The 14450-nt window shown below is 36.0% G+C and carries 16 protein-coding genes; all 16 read left to right on the forward strand.

The features are described 5' to 3' along the window. Nucleotides 1-2 precede the first annotated feature (2 nt). Nucleotides 3-482, forward strand: a complete 480-nt coding sequence (rimP, locus tag AN959_RS06490) for a ribosome maturation factor RimP (RefSeq protein WP_056829311.1) — start codon at nt 3-5, stop codon at nt 480-482. A gap of 22 nt (nt 483-504) precedes the next feature. Further along, complete coding sequence (gene nusA / locus AN959_RS06495) at nt 505-1635, forward strand: transcription termination factor NusA (protein WP_053589943.1); 1131 nt, start codon at nt 505-507, stop codon at nt 1633-1635. A gap of 19 nt (nt 1636-1654) precedes the next feature. Further along, entirely contained in the window at nt 1655-1933 is a 279-nt protein-coding gene (gene rnpM, locus AN959_RS06500) for an RNase P modulator RnpM (protein WP_056829313.1), read from the forward strand. Next, nucleotides 1930-2250, forward strand: a complete 321-nt coding sequence (locus tag AN959_RS06505) for a YlxQ family RNA-binding protein (protein WP_053589941.1) — start codon at nt 1930-1932, stop codon at nt 2248-2250. The genes rnpM and AN959_RS06505 overlap by 4 nt, the downstream gene beginning before the upstream one ends. A 4-nt stretch (nt 2251-2254) precedes the next feature. Next, complete coding sequence (gene infB, locus AN959_RS06510) at nt 2255-4633, forward strand: translation initiation factor IF-2 (protein WP_056829315.1); 2379 nt, start codon at nt 2255-2257, stop codon at nt 4631-4633. Next, the gene (locus AN959_RS06515; protein WP_053589939.1) at nt 4633-4911 is read left to right on the forward strand and encodes a DUF503 domain-containing protein; all 279 of its coding nucleotides are present in this window, start codon (nt 4633-4635) and stop codon (nt 4909-4911) included. The genes infB and AN959_RS06515 overlap by 1 nt, the downstream gene beginning before the upstream one ends. A 23-nt stretch (nt 4912-4934) precedes the next feature. After that, complete coding sequence (rbfA, locus tag AN959_RS06520) at nt 4935-5285, forward strand: 30S ribosome-binding factor RbfA (protein ID WP_053589938.1); 351 nt, start codon at nt 4935-4937, stop codon at nt 5283-5285. Nucleotides 5286-5359: 74 nt separating this feature from the next. Next, nucleotides 5360-6280, forward strand: a complete 921-nt coding sequence (gene truB, locus AN959_RS06525) for a tRNA pseudouridine(55) synthase TruB (protein ID WP_056829316.1) — start codon at nt 5360-5362, stop codon at nt 6278-6280. Nucleotide 6281: 1 nt separating this feature from the next. Next, nucleotides 6282-7232, forward strand: a complete 951-nt coding sequence (ribF, locus tag AN959_RS06530; protein ID WP_053589936.1) for a riboflavin biosynthesis protein RibF — start codon at nt 6282-6284, stop codon at nt 7230-7232. Between the two features lie 131 nt (nt 7233-7363). Next, nucleotides 7364-7633 (forward strand): 30S ribosomal protein S15, encoded by a 270-nt coding sequence (gene rpsO / locus AN959_RS06535; RefSeq protein WP_053589935.1) that lies wholly within the window; start codon nt 7364-7366, stop codon nt 7631-7633. A 341-nt stretch (nt 7634-7974) separates the two neighbouring features. Continuing rightward, entirely contained in the window at nt 7975-10092 is a 2118-nt protein-coding gene (gene pnp / locus AN959_RS06540; RefSeq protein WP_053589934.1) for a polyribonucleotide nucleotidyltransferase, read from the forward strand. 225 nt (nt 10093-10317) lie between these two features. Beyond that, nucleotides 10318-11544: a pitrilysin family protein gene (locus AN959_RS06545; RefSeq protein WP_056829318.1), complete on the forward strand. Its 1227-nt coding sequence runs from the start codon at nt 10318-10320 to the stop codon at nt 11542-11544. A 111-nt stretch (nt 11545-11655) separates the two neighbouring features. Then, nucleotides 11656-11934, forward strand: a complete 279-nt coding sequence (locus AN959_RS06550) for a YlmC/YmxH family sporulation protein (RefSeq protein WP_053589932.1) — start codon at nt 11656-11658, stop codon at nt 11932-11934. Continuing rightward, entirely contained in the window at nt 11906-12730 is an 825-nt protein-coding gene (locus AN959_RS06555; RefSeq protein WP_156350740.1) for an NAD(P)-dependent oxidoreductase, read from the forward strand. The genes AN959_RS06550 and AN959_RS06555 overlap by 29 nt, the downstream gene beginning before the upstream one ends. Then, a complete protein-coding gene (locus AN959_RS06560) occupies nt 12724-13311 on the forward strand; it encodes a dipicolinate synthase subunit B (protein ID WP_056829321.1) in 588 nt (195 codons plus the stop codon). The genes AN959_RS06555 and AN959_RS06560 overlap by 7 nt, the downstream gene beginning before the upstream one ends. Before the next feature lie 88 nt (nt 13312-13399). Continuing rightward, the gene (locus AN959_RS06565) at nt 13400-14446 is read left to right on the forward strand and encodes an aspartate-semialdehyde dehydrogenase (protein ID WP_056829323.1); all 1047 of its coding nucleotides are present in this window, start codon (nt 13400-13402) and stop codon (nt 14444-14446) included. Nucleotides 14447-14450: the final 4 nt, after the last annotated feature.

Genomic DNA, 14450 nt, shown 5'->3' on the forward strand with positions numbered 1-14450 from the left:
GTATGAGTAATATAACAAGTAAAATTGAAGAGCTTGTAACCCCGATTTTACAGGAGTTGAACTTAGAGCTTGTAGATATTGAATATGTCAAAGAAGGTCGCGATTGGTTTTTACGAGTATATATTGATACACCAGCTGGTGGAATTGATATCGAGCAATGTGCTCAAGTTAGTGAAAAGCTTAGTGAAAAATTAGATGTCGTGGATCCAATTAAAGAAAACTACTTTTTAGAAGTCTCATCACCAGGTGCAGAACGTCCATTGAAAAAAGATGCAGATTTTCTAAAAGCTGTCGGAAAATATGTTTATATTAAAACGTATGAGCCTGTAAATGGTGCAAAAGAATTTGAAGGGACATTACTTTCTTATTCAGATGATGAAGGTGCTTTAATTGAAGTGCGTGTGAAAACTAGAAGAGTTAAAATTCAAATTGATAAAGAGAAAATTGCGCTTGCTCGTTTAGCAATCGATTTCTCTGCATAATGTATATTGAGGAGTGATAGCTATGAGTAGTGATTTATTAGATGCGCTAACTGCGCTCGAACAACAAAAAGGAATTTCCAGAGATGTATTAATAGAAGCAATTGAAGCTGCATTAGTGACAGCTTATAAAAGAAATTTCAATCAAGCGCAAAATGTTCGTGTAGACATAAATTTAGCAACAGGTACTATGCTTGTGTATTCAAGAAAAGATGTAGTAGAAGAAGTAGAAGATGATCGTTTACAAATTTCTCTAGATGATGCAAGAGCTATTAACCCACACTATATAGTGGGGGATGTAGTAGAGGAAGAAGTAACACCTCGTAATTTTGGACGTATCGCAGCACAAACAGCTAAACAAGTTGTAACACAAAGAGTTCGTGAAGCGGAACGTGGTCTCATCTATGAAGAATATGTGGATCGTGAAGATGATATTGTCAATGGTATCGTTGAACGCTTAGATGCACGCAATATCTATGTTGGCTTGGGTAAAGTGGAAGCTGTATTACCAGTGAATGAACAAATTCAAACTGAAACGTATCGTCCACATGATCGTATTAAAGTTTATATTACAAAAGTAGAGCGCACAACTCGCGGTCCACAAGTATTTGTATCTAGAACGCATCCAGGTTTACTTCGTCGTTTATTTGAAATGGAAGTACCTGAGATATTTGAAGGAATTGTAGAAATTAAATCGATTGCTCGTGAAGCAGGAGATCGTTCAAAAATTTCTGTATTTGCTCACAATGATGAAATTGATCCAGTTGGTTCTTGTGTTGGAGCAAAGGGTGCACGTGTACAAACAATAGTGAACGAGTTAAGCGGAGAAAAGATTGATATCGTAGAATGGTCAGAAGATCCAGTTGTCTTTGTTGCAAATGCACTTAGTCCATCCAAAGTGTTAGATGTACAAGTAAATGAGGAAGAAAAATCTACAACTGTTGTTGTACCTGATTATCAACTTTCTCTTGCAATTGGTAAAAGAGGGCAAAATGCACGTCTAGCTGCAAAACTAACTGGTTGGAAAATTGATATTAAAAGTGAAACGGACGCAAGAGAATTAGGTATTTATCCGAATGAGAATTCTCCTGAAGTTATTTTAGAAACTCTAGACGATGAAATGGATGACTTTGACTTCTATAAAGACGAAGAGTAAGCAAGGATGGTGAGTTTGGATGGCAGTTCAAAAGAAAATTCCATTGCGCAAATGTGTTGCTACAGGCGAAATGTATCCTAAAAAAGAGATGATTCGCATCGTCCGATCAAAAGAAGGAGAAGTTTCTGTCGATCTGACTGGTAAAAAGTCAGGAAGAGGCGCATACGTTTCAAAAACGATTGAAGCGGTAAATCAAGCTAAAAAGAAAAACTCCTTAGGTAATCATTTAGAAGCACCTATACCAAATGAAATTTATGATGAGTTAATCGTCATAATTGAAAGAGAAAAATTAAAATGACAGTAGAGCAACAAATAACACAATTATTAGGACTTGCAACAAGAGCGAGAAAAACTATTTCTGGTGAAGAATTAGTAGTTAAAGAAATAAGAAGCAAAAAAGCGAAGCTAGTCTTACTGGCTTCAGATGCTTCTCAAAATACTGCAAAAAAAATTAATGATAAATGTGCATCTTTTAACGTTGAGCTGCATGTCTTTGGAGACCGGCACGATCTCGGACATGCGACGGGAAAAGAGGCCAGAGTGGCAATAGCCATTATGGATGACGGTTTCGCCAAAAAACTGTCCGGCCTTCTCAACGAATATAACCGGGGGTGAGCTAATGACTAAAATCAGAGTTCATGAGTACGCGAAACAAATAGAAAAATCTAGTAAAGAAGTTATCGAGCAATTAGGAAAGCTTAATATACAAGTAGCTAACCATATGTCAATGCTTGAAGGAGACGCTGTAAAAAAATTAGATAGTGTTTACAAAAAATCAACAGAAACTACTAAAAACACTGCTCAATCAACACCACAGACTTCTACAAAATCACAACAAGTAGGACAAAGCAATCGTCCATCAAATCAAGGACAATCAAGACCATCAAATCAAGGACAATCAAAACCAACAGGGCAAGGTCAATCAAAGCCTTCAAACCAAGGTTCTAGACCTTCGAATCAAGGTCAATCAAGACCATCAAATCAAGGGCAATCAAGACCATCAAATCAAGGGCAAGCTAGACCTTCTAACCAAGGACAATCTTCCCAAGGAAATACTTCCCAAGGAAATACTTCCCAAGGATCAAACAATTATTCGAAAGATAAAAAACCTTTCAATAATAATCGTCCAGGAGGGCAAAACAGACCAGGTGGACAAAATCGACCAGGTCAAAAATTTCAAAAGAGAAGAAAAGGACCTACTACTCCTGTTCAACCACCAGTACCAAGAAAAGAAAGAGAACTCCCTGAAAAAATTACATTCACTGAGTCATTAACAGTAACAGAGCTAGCGAAAAAATTAGGTCGTGAACCATCTGAAATTATTAAAAAACTGTTTTTACTTGGAGTAATGGCAACAATTAACCAGGAACTTGACAAGGATGCAATTGAATTAATATGTGCAGACTATGGTGTAGAAGTGGAAGAAGAAATCAAAATCGATATCACTGATTTAGAAGTGCATTTCGAATCGACAGAAGATGATGAAGCTAACCTGAAGGAACGTCCTCCAGTAGTTACAATCATGGGACACGTTGACCACGGTAAAACAACTTTACTTGATTCCATTCGTCATACAAAGGTTACTGCTGGTGAAGCAGGTGGAATTACTCAACATATTGGAGCATATCAAATCGTTGATAATGGTAAAAAGATCACGTTCCTTGATACTCCTGGACATGCAGCCTTTACAACAATGCGTGCTCGTGGTGCTAAAGTGACTGATATTACCATTCTTGTAGTTGCTGCTGATGATGGTGTAATGCCTCAAACAGTCGAAGCGATTAATCATGCAAAAGCAGCCGAAGTACCAATTATTGTTGCTGTAAACAAAATGGATAAACCATCAGCTAATCCTGACCGTGTAATGCAAGAGTTAACTGAGCATGGATTAGTACCAGAAGCATGGGGTGGAGAAACAATTTTCGTACCAATTTCTGCTTTAAAAGGGGAAGGTATCGACAACCTTCTTGAAATGGTATTACTTGTTTCAGAAGTAGCAGAATTAAAAGCAAATCCAAAACGCCTAGCACTTGGTACAGTTATCGAAGCACAGCTAGATAAAGGTAGAGGTTCAGTTGCAACATTATTAGTTCAAGATGGAACTTTACGAATAGGTGACCCAATTGTAGTAGGTCATGCATATGGGCGTGTTCGTGCTATGGTTAATGATTTAGGACGTCGTGTAAAAGAAGCTGGCCCATCAACGCCAGTGGAAATCACTGGATTAAATGAAGTGCCACAAGCAGGGGATAGATTCGTCGTATTTGAAGATGAAAAAACTGCTCGTCAAGTAGGGGAAACTCGTGCATCACAAGCTCAAGTTAACCAACGTTCTGAAAAAACCCGTGTAACATTAGATAATTTGTTTGATCAAATGAAACAAGGGGAAATGAAAGAATTAAACATTATTGTTAAAGCAGACGTTCAAGGTACTGTAGAGGCAATGGCTGCTTCCTTGATGAAAATTGAAGTAGCAGGTGTAAATGTTCGAATCATTCACACTGGGGCAGGAGCGATTACTGAGTCGGATGTAACATTAGCAGCTGCTTCTAATGCTATCGTTATTGGGTTTAATGTTCGTCCTGATGTGAATGCAAAACGAGCAGCAGACCAAGAAGGCGTAGATATTCGTTTACACCGAGTTATTTATAAAGTAATTGAAGAGATTGAGTCTGCTATGAAAGGACTTTTAGATCCTGAATTCCAAGAAAAAATTATTGGTCAAGCAGAAGTACGTGAAACGTTCAAGGTTTCTAAAGTAGGAACAATTGCAGGGTCTTACGTAACGGAAGGTAAAATTTCAAGAGACAGCGGTGTTCGTATTATCCGTGATTCTATCGTTATCTTTGAGGGTGAATTAGATACGTTAAAACGTTTCAAAGACGATGCAAAAGAAGTTGCAAAAGGCTATGAATGTGGTATAACGATTAAAAACTTTAATGATATTAAAGAAAACGACATTATTGAAGCATTTATCATGGAAGAGATTAAACGATAATGATTGTATATGCAGAGTGTGAATACATCATTTCTACTGCACATTCCTTAAAAGAAAAAAGAGCCGTTCTTCAACGAATGCTCACAAGAACAAAACAAAAATTTAATGTTTCTATTGGAGAGTTGGATCATCAGGATGTATGGCAGAGAACATGTATTGGTATAGTGACTGTTGCCTCAGATAAAGTAGCAGCAGAGCGTGAACTAATGCATGCCATCCGCTATCTTGATTCTAACCCTGAGTGGGAACGTATTGAATTAAGAAAAGAATATTTATAATCAGAATATGAGGTGTAGCGATCATGTCTATGCGCGCAAACCGAGTTGCTGAACAAATGAAAAAAGAGTTAGGCGAAATTATTGTCCGAAAACTTAAAGATCCTCGTATCGGTTTTGTTACTGTAACGGATGTAGAAGTTACGGGAGATCTTCAACAAGCGACAATTTATTTAACTGTTCTTGGCGGAGAAACAAAACGTGATGATACTTTAAAAGCTTTAGAAAAAGCAAAAGGATTTATTCGCTCCGAAATTGGACATAGAATAAGACTTCGAATTACGCCAGAGCTACTATTTAAATTTGATGAATCTGCAGCTTATGGAAATCGTATTGATGATTTATTACGAGAAATTAACAAATCATCAGAAGAATAAAAAAACAAGAGAAGTCTGCTTACTATAACAAGCAGACTTTTTTGTTGTAAATTATTGTTATAAGAGGTGAAAAGATGTATGAAGGTATACTTCCGTTATGGAAGGAAAAGGGGATGACTTCCCATGATTGTGTATTTAAACTGCGAAAAATATTAAAAATGAAAAGAATTGGACACACAGGTACGCTTGATCCAAGTGTCGAAGGTGTATTACCAATTTGTCTAGGTCAGGCTACTAAAGTTTCTGAATATATTATGGAGCAAGGAAAAACTTATATTGCCACAGTCAGTATTGGAGCTTCTACTACAACTGAGGATGCCGATGGTGAAATTGTTCACCACGATCAAACCGATAAACATTTTACTCGTGAACAAATTTTACACGTTCTGGATCAATTGACAGGTGAAATTGTTCAAACCCCACCCATGTATTCAGCAGTAAAAGTAAATGGGAAAAAGTTATATGAGTATGCAAGAGAAGGAAAAGAAGTCGAACGTCCAAGTAGAAAAGTTTCCATTTACCAATTAAATCTATTAGATGAAACAAAGGATTTCATCGGTGAAAATGTTTCCTTTTCAATTGAAATAAGTTGCAGTAAAGGTACGTATATTCGGACGCTTGCGGTGCAAATTGGTGAGCTATTAGGGTACCCTGCACATATGTCTTCTTTAGTTCGGACTGCTTCAGGGAGCTTTACAAAAGAGCAATGTCTAACATTATCAGAGGTAGAAATTGCTAAGGATGACGAGCGGTTAAATGATTTTATGTTTCCGATAAAATATGCTTTGCAAAGTTGGCCAAGTATTGAGATTACAGCAGAAGTAGAAAAAAGTATAGAAAATGGACAGGTGATTAAAGCACATTCACTCCTTGAAAAAGATGAAAAAATTGTATATACGCAAAATTCGGTACCTAGAGCAGTTTATGTAAAGCATCCAACAAAAAATGGTATGATGAAACCGGAGAAAATGTTTTCAACGGAAAAAGGAGATTAATATGGAAGTACATCACTTATCTTACCCAAATCATTTATTTGAGAATTTAAACAAGGATAGCTTCTCTTTAGCTATAGGTTTTTTTGATGGAGTACATAGAGGGCATCAAGCAGTTATTCAAGAAGCATACAAAAAGGCTAAAGAGCTTCATATCAAAACTGCTGTGATGACCTTCGATCCTCATCCATCTTTAGTGCTTGGTAAAAGTAAAGAACAAGTATTTTATATTACTCCATTGGAGCAGAAAATAGAAATTCTAAAAAAACTAGACGTAGATACTTTATTTGTAGTTCGTTTTACTTCCGATTTTGCTAAGTTAACCCCAGCTGAATTTATTGAAGCTTTTATCAAAAAAGCAAATGTAAAGCATGTGACAGCTGGTTTTGATTTTACATTTGGAGCTTATGGTAAAGGGACTATGAAAGAAATGGATTTACTTGCTGAAGGAAAGTATTCTGTCTCAGTTGTCGATAAACAAGAAATGAATGAAGAGAAAATCAGTTCTACTCGAATTAGAGCTAATCTTAAAGCGGGTAACGTAGGAGAAGTTAAAGAACTTTTAGGTCGTCCTTTTACACTTTCGGGGGTAGTTATTCACGGAGATAAAAGAGGAAGAACGATTAATTTTCCAACTGCAAATGTACAACCAATAGAAGGCCAATATACGCCTGCAACGGGTGTCTACGCTGTGAAAATTAGAGTACAGGAAAATTGGTTTGAAGGTGTATGCAATGTTGGATATAAACCAACTTTTAACAATCCAGATGATAAAAAACTTTCGATTGAAGTACATATTATAGATTTCGATAAGTCTATTTATGGAGAAGAAGTCGATGTACATTGGTACAAGAGAATACGTTCAGAAAAGAAATTTAATGGCATAGAGGAATTAAAAGAACAGATTGCCAAAGATAAATTAGTTGCTATAAATTTTTTTAAAGAAAACGTATAAGTTGATTCTCATTCATTCCTATGGTATATTTTAAAAGTACAAAACTGTACTTAACCATTCCTTGGCTTTTTCGATTCTCCAACGATTGCTCAGGAACTGGGGATACTATGAAATTTTAGGAGGAAAATAACATGGCAATTACACAAGAACGCAAAAATGAACTTATCGCTGAGTTCAGAACTCACGAAAGTGACACTGGATCTGCTGATATTCAAATCGCAATTCTTACAGAAGAAATTAATTCTTTAAACGAACATTTGCGTACACATAAGAAAGATCATCATTCACGTCGTGGTCTTTTCAAAATGGTTGGACGTCGCCGTAACTTGTTAAAATACTTACGTGAAAACGAAGTACAACGTTACCGCGAGTTAATCGCTAAACTTGGTTTACGTCGATAATTATAACATGGAAGAAAGCGGGATTATTTTCCCCTTTTAGATTGTGACAAAAGTTTGTTGAAGTTTTTACTTCAGACTGGCTTGAAAACGCTTGTCAGTCTAGGCGCGCCAGCATGAGGCGGAAGTGAATTGAACTAATGGTTCATGAGCTTACAACGATATGCAAGGAACGAAGAATGAAAGCGTTTGTCATCAGTCTGAAAGCGGGATTCGTCCCGCTTTTTCTTTTGCATAAAATACTTCGCATAGTTTCGATATTTTTGATACACTACTTATGATACATATACTTTTATATGCCCTGTATAAGGAGTTTTTTTTAAGTTGAGAGGAGTTCTGATTAAATGAGTGAAAAGAAAGTGTTTACGTACGAATGGGCTGGCCGTACATTGCAAGTGGAAATAGGACAACTTGCAAAACAAGCAAACGGTGCAGTTTTAGTAAGATATGGTGATACAAGCGTATTATCAGTAGCAACTGCTTCAAAGAATCCTAAGAATCTGGATTTCTTCCCATTGACAGTTAATTATGAAGAAAAATTATATGCTGTTGGTAAGATTCCTGGTGGATTTATTAAACGTGAAGGACGCCCTTCTGAAAGAGCAATTTTAACTAGTCGTTTAATTGACCGTCCAATTCGTCCTTTATTCCCAGATGGATTTCGTAATGAAGTTCAAGTAATTTCAATGGTTATGTCTGTCGATCAAAACTGCTCATCAGAGATGGCGGCAATGCTCGGTTCCTCTTTAGCACTTAGCGTATCGGATATTCCATTCGATGGACCAATAGCTGGAGTTCAAGTAGGTTTAATTGGTGATGAATTTTTCATTAATCCAACTGTTGAACAAATGGAAAAAAGTATATTAGATTTAACTGTCGCAGGTACAAAAGATGCGATAAACATGGTAGAAGCAGGAGCGAAAGAAGTTTCTGAAGAAGTTGTGTTAGAAGCAATTATGTTTGGTCACAGTGAAATTATAAAACTAATCGAATTCCAAGAAAAAGTTGTTGCAGAGATAGGTAAAGAGAAAAAAGAAATTCCTCTTTTTGAATTGGATAAAGAACTTTTTGTAGAAGTAAAAGAAATTTGTGAAGCAAAACTTGTACAAGCAATACAAGTGCAAGAAAAACACGCTCGTGAAGATGCTATTACAGAAGTAAAAAATGAAGTATTAGATCAATATACAGAAAAAGAAGCATCGGAAGAAACTTTAAAACAAGTTCGCGAAATTTTAGATGCGATGGTTAAAGAAGAAGTTCGTCGCTTAATAACAGAAGATAAAATTCGTCCAGATGGTCGTGGAGTAGCTGAAATTCGTCCTCTATCTTCTGAAGTAGGAATTTTACCTAGAACACATGGTTCAGGATTGTTCACTCGTGGACAAACACAAGCTTTGAGTATTTGTACTTTAGGACCGCTTGGCGATGTACAAATTATCGATGGACTTGGTTTAGAGGAATCAAAACGTTTCATGCATCATTATAATTTCCCGCAATTTAGTGTTGGTGAAACTGGACCGATTCGTGCTCCAGGTCGTCGTGAAATTGGACATGGCGCTTTAGGCGAACGAGCTTTAGAAGCAGTGATTCCAGATGAAAATGATTTCCCATATACACTTCGATTAGTGGCAGAAGTATTAGAATCAAATGGTTCTACATCACAAGCAAGTATTTGTGCTTCTACACTTGCAATGATGGATGCTGGGGTACCTCTTAAAGCACCAGTTGCAGGTATTGCGATGGGTCTTGTCAAAAAAGGCGAGAACTATACAATTTTAACGGATATTCAAGGTATGGAAGATCATCTTGGAGATATGGACTTTAAAGTAGCAGGAACATCTAAAGGTATTACTGCGCTTCAAATGGATATCAAAATTGAGGGTCTATCTAGAACCATTTTAGAAGAAGCTCTTGAACAAGCTAAAATTGGACGTATGCAGATTTTAGAAAGCATGCTTTCTACTATTAGTGAACCTCGTGAAAAGCTTTCTAAATATGCACCTAAAATTTCTGTTATTAAAATTAACCCTGATAAAATCCGTGATGTAATTGGACCAGGTGGTAAACAAATTAATAAAATCATTGATGAAACTGGGGTAAAAATTGATACAGAGCAAGATGGTACAATTTATATTGCTTCAGCAGACGAAGATATGATTGCTCGTGCAAGAGAAATTATAGAGAATATTGTTCGAGTTGCACAAGTTGGTGAATACTATTTAGGTAAAGTGAAACGTATTGAAAAATTCGGTGCTTTCCTAGAAATATTCAGCGGAAAAGATGGATTACTTCATATTTCGGAAATTCAAGAAGAACGTACGAAGAATGTGGAAGATGTCTTAAAAATTGGCGATGAGCTTTTAGTAAAAGTTATAGAAATCGACAACCAAGGCCGTGTAAATCTCTCTAGAAAAGTAGTAATAAAAGAAGAAAAAGAACGTGCAGAACAAAAAGAACAGTAATGAAGTAAGAAAGGTTTCCAATATCAGCAGTAAGTAAATGGATATCCACAGGAGGCAGTTCTTTAGTCACTGTGGGAATTCCGTTAGATCTCGAGCAGACTTGGAGGCTTGACAGATAATAAGTAGAAGAGTATAAAACGTTCCAACACAAAAGGTTGACCGTAGTTAAGTTTCTACGGCAACCTTTTTGAATGTTTGAATAATATAAATAGGGGTGTTGTTAATTTGATTAATAAAATTACTTGTGAAAATGGACTTCGTATTGTTTCTGAACATATTCCACATGTACGCTCTGTTGCTGTTGGGATATGGGTACAGGCAGGTTCGAGAAATGAACTGCCAGAAGAAAACGGGCTAACTCACTTTATTGAACATATGCTATTTAAAGGTACATCTTCAAGATCTGCAAAACAAATTGCAGAAGAATTTGATCGAATCGGCGGTAACATAAATGCATTTACATCTAAAGAAAATACTTGCTACTATGCAAAGGTATTGAATCACCATGCGACGCATGCAGTAGAAATACTTGCCGATATGTTTTTTAATTCTACTTTTGACTCAAATGAAATCGATAAAGAAAGACAGGTAGTTCTTGAAGAAATAAATATGGTGGAAGATACACCTGATGATATTGTTCATGAATATTTATGGAGAGCTATGTACGAAGACAATCCTTTAGGTTCACCAATATTAGGGACAGAAGAGACTTTAAACAGCTTTACAAAAGAATCTATTTTATCCTATATGAAAAAACATTATATACCTGAAAATATTGTCGTTTCCGTAGCAGGTGACATACAAGAGGGATTATTAGAATATATTGAATCGCTATTTGGACATTTTAAGGGTGTAAACTCACAAGTTGCAACGCTAGAAATACCAAAGCTCAAAGCTACTTATACAGAAAATTCCAAAGAAACGGAGCAAGCACATATTTGTTTAGCTTATCCTGCTTTAAGTGTAAAAGCGGACAATATTTATAGTCTCGTTGTATTGAATAATATTTTGGGAGGCAGTATGTCCTCTAGACTTTTCCAGGATATCCGTGAGGATAAAGGGCTTGCTTATTCAATCTACTCTTACCATTCTGCATACGAAGATACTGGAGTACTTGCAATATATGGTGGAACTTCTAGTAATCAATTAACGGAATTAAAGAATTGCATTTTCGATACAATTCAAACAATTGTAAAGAATGGAATGACGGAGACTGAGGTTACAAATTCAAAAGAGCAATTAAAAGGAAACTTACTACTTGGTTTAGAAAGTACAAATTCACGAATGAGTAGGAATGGAAAAAATGAGCTCCTTTTTGGAAAACATCGTTCCTTAGATGAAGTGAGTGAAACAATTGATGAAGTAACACTGGATTCGGTCCAAGAGCTTGCAAAAGAAATATTTGCCCATGAGCCGGCTATTTCTATAATAATGCCTAAAAAAGTCGATTAGATATCGACTTTTTTTCTTGCTTTATTTCATCCAATCAGGTCCTTTTTTCTATTCACTTTGTTTAAGGAAAAGGCATATACATAAGTAGAAGTATAAGGGGGAGGGAAAAGGTTGTTACTTTCGGAACTTGCTGAAAAAGAGCTTATCCAAGTAAAAGACGGTGCAAGATATGGAAGACTTGCTAACACCGAGTTACTTTTTGATCCAACTACGGGGAAGATTCAAGGATTTGAGGTATATCAAAAGTCAGCTTCTTTTTTTCAAGGAAATAAAGCAAATAAGAAAAAAGAATTTATTTCGTGGGAAGAAATTATTCTAATAGGGAAAGACCGTATTTTGTTTAATGAAGCAGATTCTTTAAATGATTCAAGTGGTTATTATGAACAATAAGTTAGCAATCATAGGTACCGATGATCGGTTACAGTACCTCAAAGATGAATTATCCGAGAATTTAGAAGTTAAATTATTTTCAACGATGGTTTGGAATGATGAGGTTGAGAACGCAATACACGATTTCCAACCGAATATTGTATTCATGCCCATCCAAGCTATGAAGATGGAGCGTCCTTTCGCTTTACCAAGTACATGCGAATTACTTTTTGTTGGTAAGAAATACGAAGAAATAGAGGATGCATGTAACGAGAATAATAGAAAAGTATTTTACTATTTAGAAGACGAACCGTGGATTTGGGATAATGCAAATCTTACCGCTGAAGGGTTTATTAATTATTTTTATTTAAATGAAAAGCAGTCTGTGTACAACAAAAGGTTTATCATAACTGGTTATGGAAGGGTCGGAAAAAGGCTAGCATATGCACTACATCATTTAGGAGCAAAAGTAATCATATCTGTACGCTCCGAGAATCAATTGTTTGAAGCAAAAAGTTATGGATATGAAATTGAAGCATTAGATTATGTAATTGAAAAATTAAAAGATCCAACAGTTTATTTAGTTAATACAATACCTTCCAAATGGTTAAGTAATGAAGATACAATATTTTTTAATAAAATTATTGATCTTGCATCAAAGCCAGGATGCTTATTAGATTCAAGTGAAAATATTCCAGAAAATTATGCAAACCCAACAAGTCTGCCAGGGATGTATTTTCCTCAAGATGCAGGAAATTTATTAGCTAGGTCTGTTCGAACTCAATTGGCTTTACTAGAGGGGGATAATTTGTGTTAAATGGTCTTAGAATAGGTCTTGGAATAACCGCTTCTCATTGTACTTATGAGGAAGTCATTCCAATGATTAATCAATTTACAGAAAAAGGTGCAACTGTTGTTCCTATTATTACGTATTCTGTTTTAACAGCAGCTACTCGTTTTGGAACAGGTGAAGAATGGATTGAAAAAATAGAAAAAGCAAGTGGAAGTAAAGTAGTTTCTAAAATTGTGGAAGCAGAGCCTTTTGGACCGACAAATCCATTAGACTGCATGGTTATTGCACCGATGACTGGTAATTCAATTAGTAAGCTTGCCAATGCACAAACTGATTCACCTGTTTTGATGGCTGCTAAAGCTACTTTACGAAACGGTAAGCCAGTTGTATTAGGTATTTCAACGAATGATGCACTTGGATTAAATGGTATGAATATAATGAAACTGCTTTCTACCAAAAATATTTACTTTATCCCCTTTGGTCAAGACAATCCTCATAAAAAACCAAACTCATTAATTGCCGACTTTACTCAAATCATACCAACCGTTGAACATGCTATTCAATCAAAGCAATTACAGCCTTTACTTATAACTCATTCATTATAAATATAATAGATAGTGTATTTTCATGTATTTTCATGTATAATATGAAACAATATCGCAAAAATGTTTTGATTTTAGGAGGAGAGCTTTTATGTCACAAGGTTATACAGTAGCAGTAGTCGGAGCGACTGGTGCAGTTGGTCAAAAAATTATTGAAAAATTAGTAGAGAGAAGCTTTCCCTATTCGACTTTAAAGCTATTAGCTTCTAAAAAATCAGCAGGTAAACAAGTAGAAGTAAATGGTTCATCCTATACAATTGAAGAAGCAACACCTGATTCTTTTGAAGGAGTAGACGTTGCTTTTTTCTCTGCAGGTGGCGCTATATCGAAAGCATTGGCAAAAGAAGCAAGCAATAGAGGTGCTATTGTTATTGATAACACAAGTGCATTCCGTATGGATAAGGATACTCCTCTTGTTGTTCCTGAAGTAAATAAACAAGCATTACATGAGCAAACAGGGATTATTGCTAATCCGAATTGTTCTACTATTCAGATGGTTTGTGCTTTAGAACCTATCCGTCAACAATTTGGTTTAAATAAAGTAATCGTTTCTACTTATCAAGCTGTTTCAGGAGCAGGGGCTGCAGCAATTGAAGAGCTAACTGTTCAAAGTGAAGCAATTCAAGTGAAAAATCCACAACCACAAATCTTGCCAGTGAAAAGTGCCGAAAAGCATTATCCGATTGCAGGAAACGTTATTCCTCAAATTGATGTGTTCGAAACAGATGGTTTTACATTTGAAGAACATAAAATGATGAACGAGACAAAAAAGATCATGTCTATGCCTGAACTCTCTATAGCTGCAACTTGTGTACGTGTTCCAGTAGTTACAGGACATTCGGAATCTGTCTATATCGAAGTAGATAATGAAAATGTAACAGTAAATGATATCAGAGAAGTGCTTTCAACTGCGAAAGGTATCACTGTACAAGATAAACCGGAGCAACAACATTATCCAATGCCATATTTTGCAGAAAATGAAGACGATGTTTTTGTCGGCCGTATTAGAAAAGATCCTTCAAGCAAGAAAGGCTTCCATATGTGGATCGTTTCAGACAATTTGTTAAAAGGGGCAGCACTTAACTCCATACAAATTGCTGAAGCTTTAATTGAAGAGGGCATACTAAAAGAGGTGTAAGAAA

The sequence above is a fragment of the Psychrobacillus sp. FJAT-21963 genome (assembly GCF_001420585.1).
Lineage (GTDB): Bacteria > Bacillota > Bacilli > Bacillales_A > Planococcaceae > Psychrobacillus.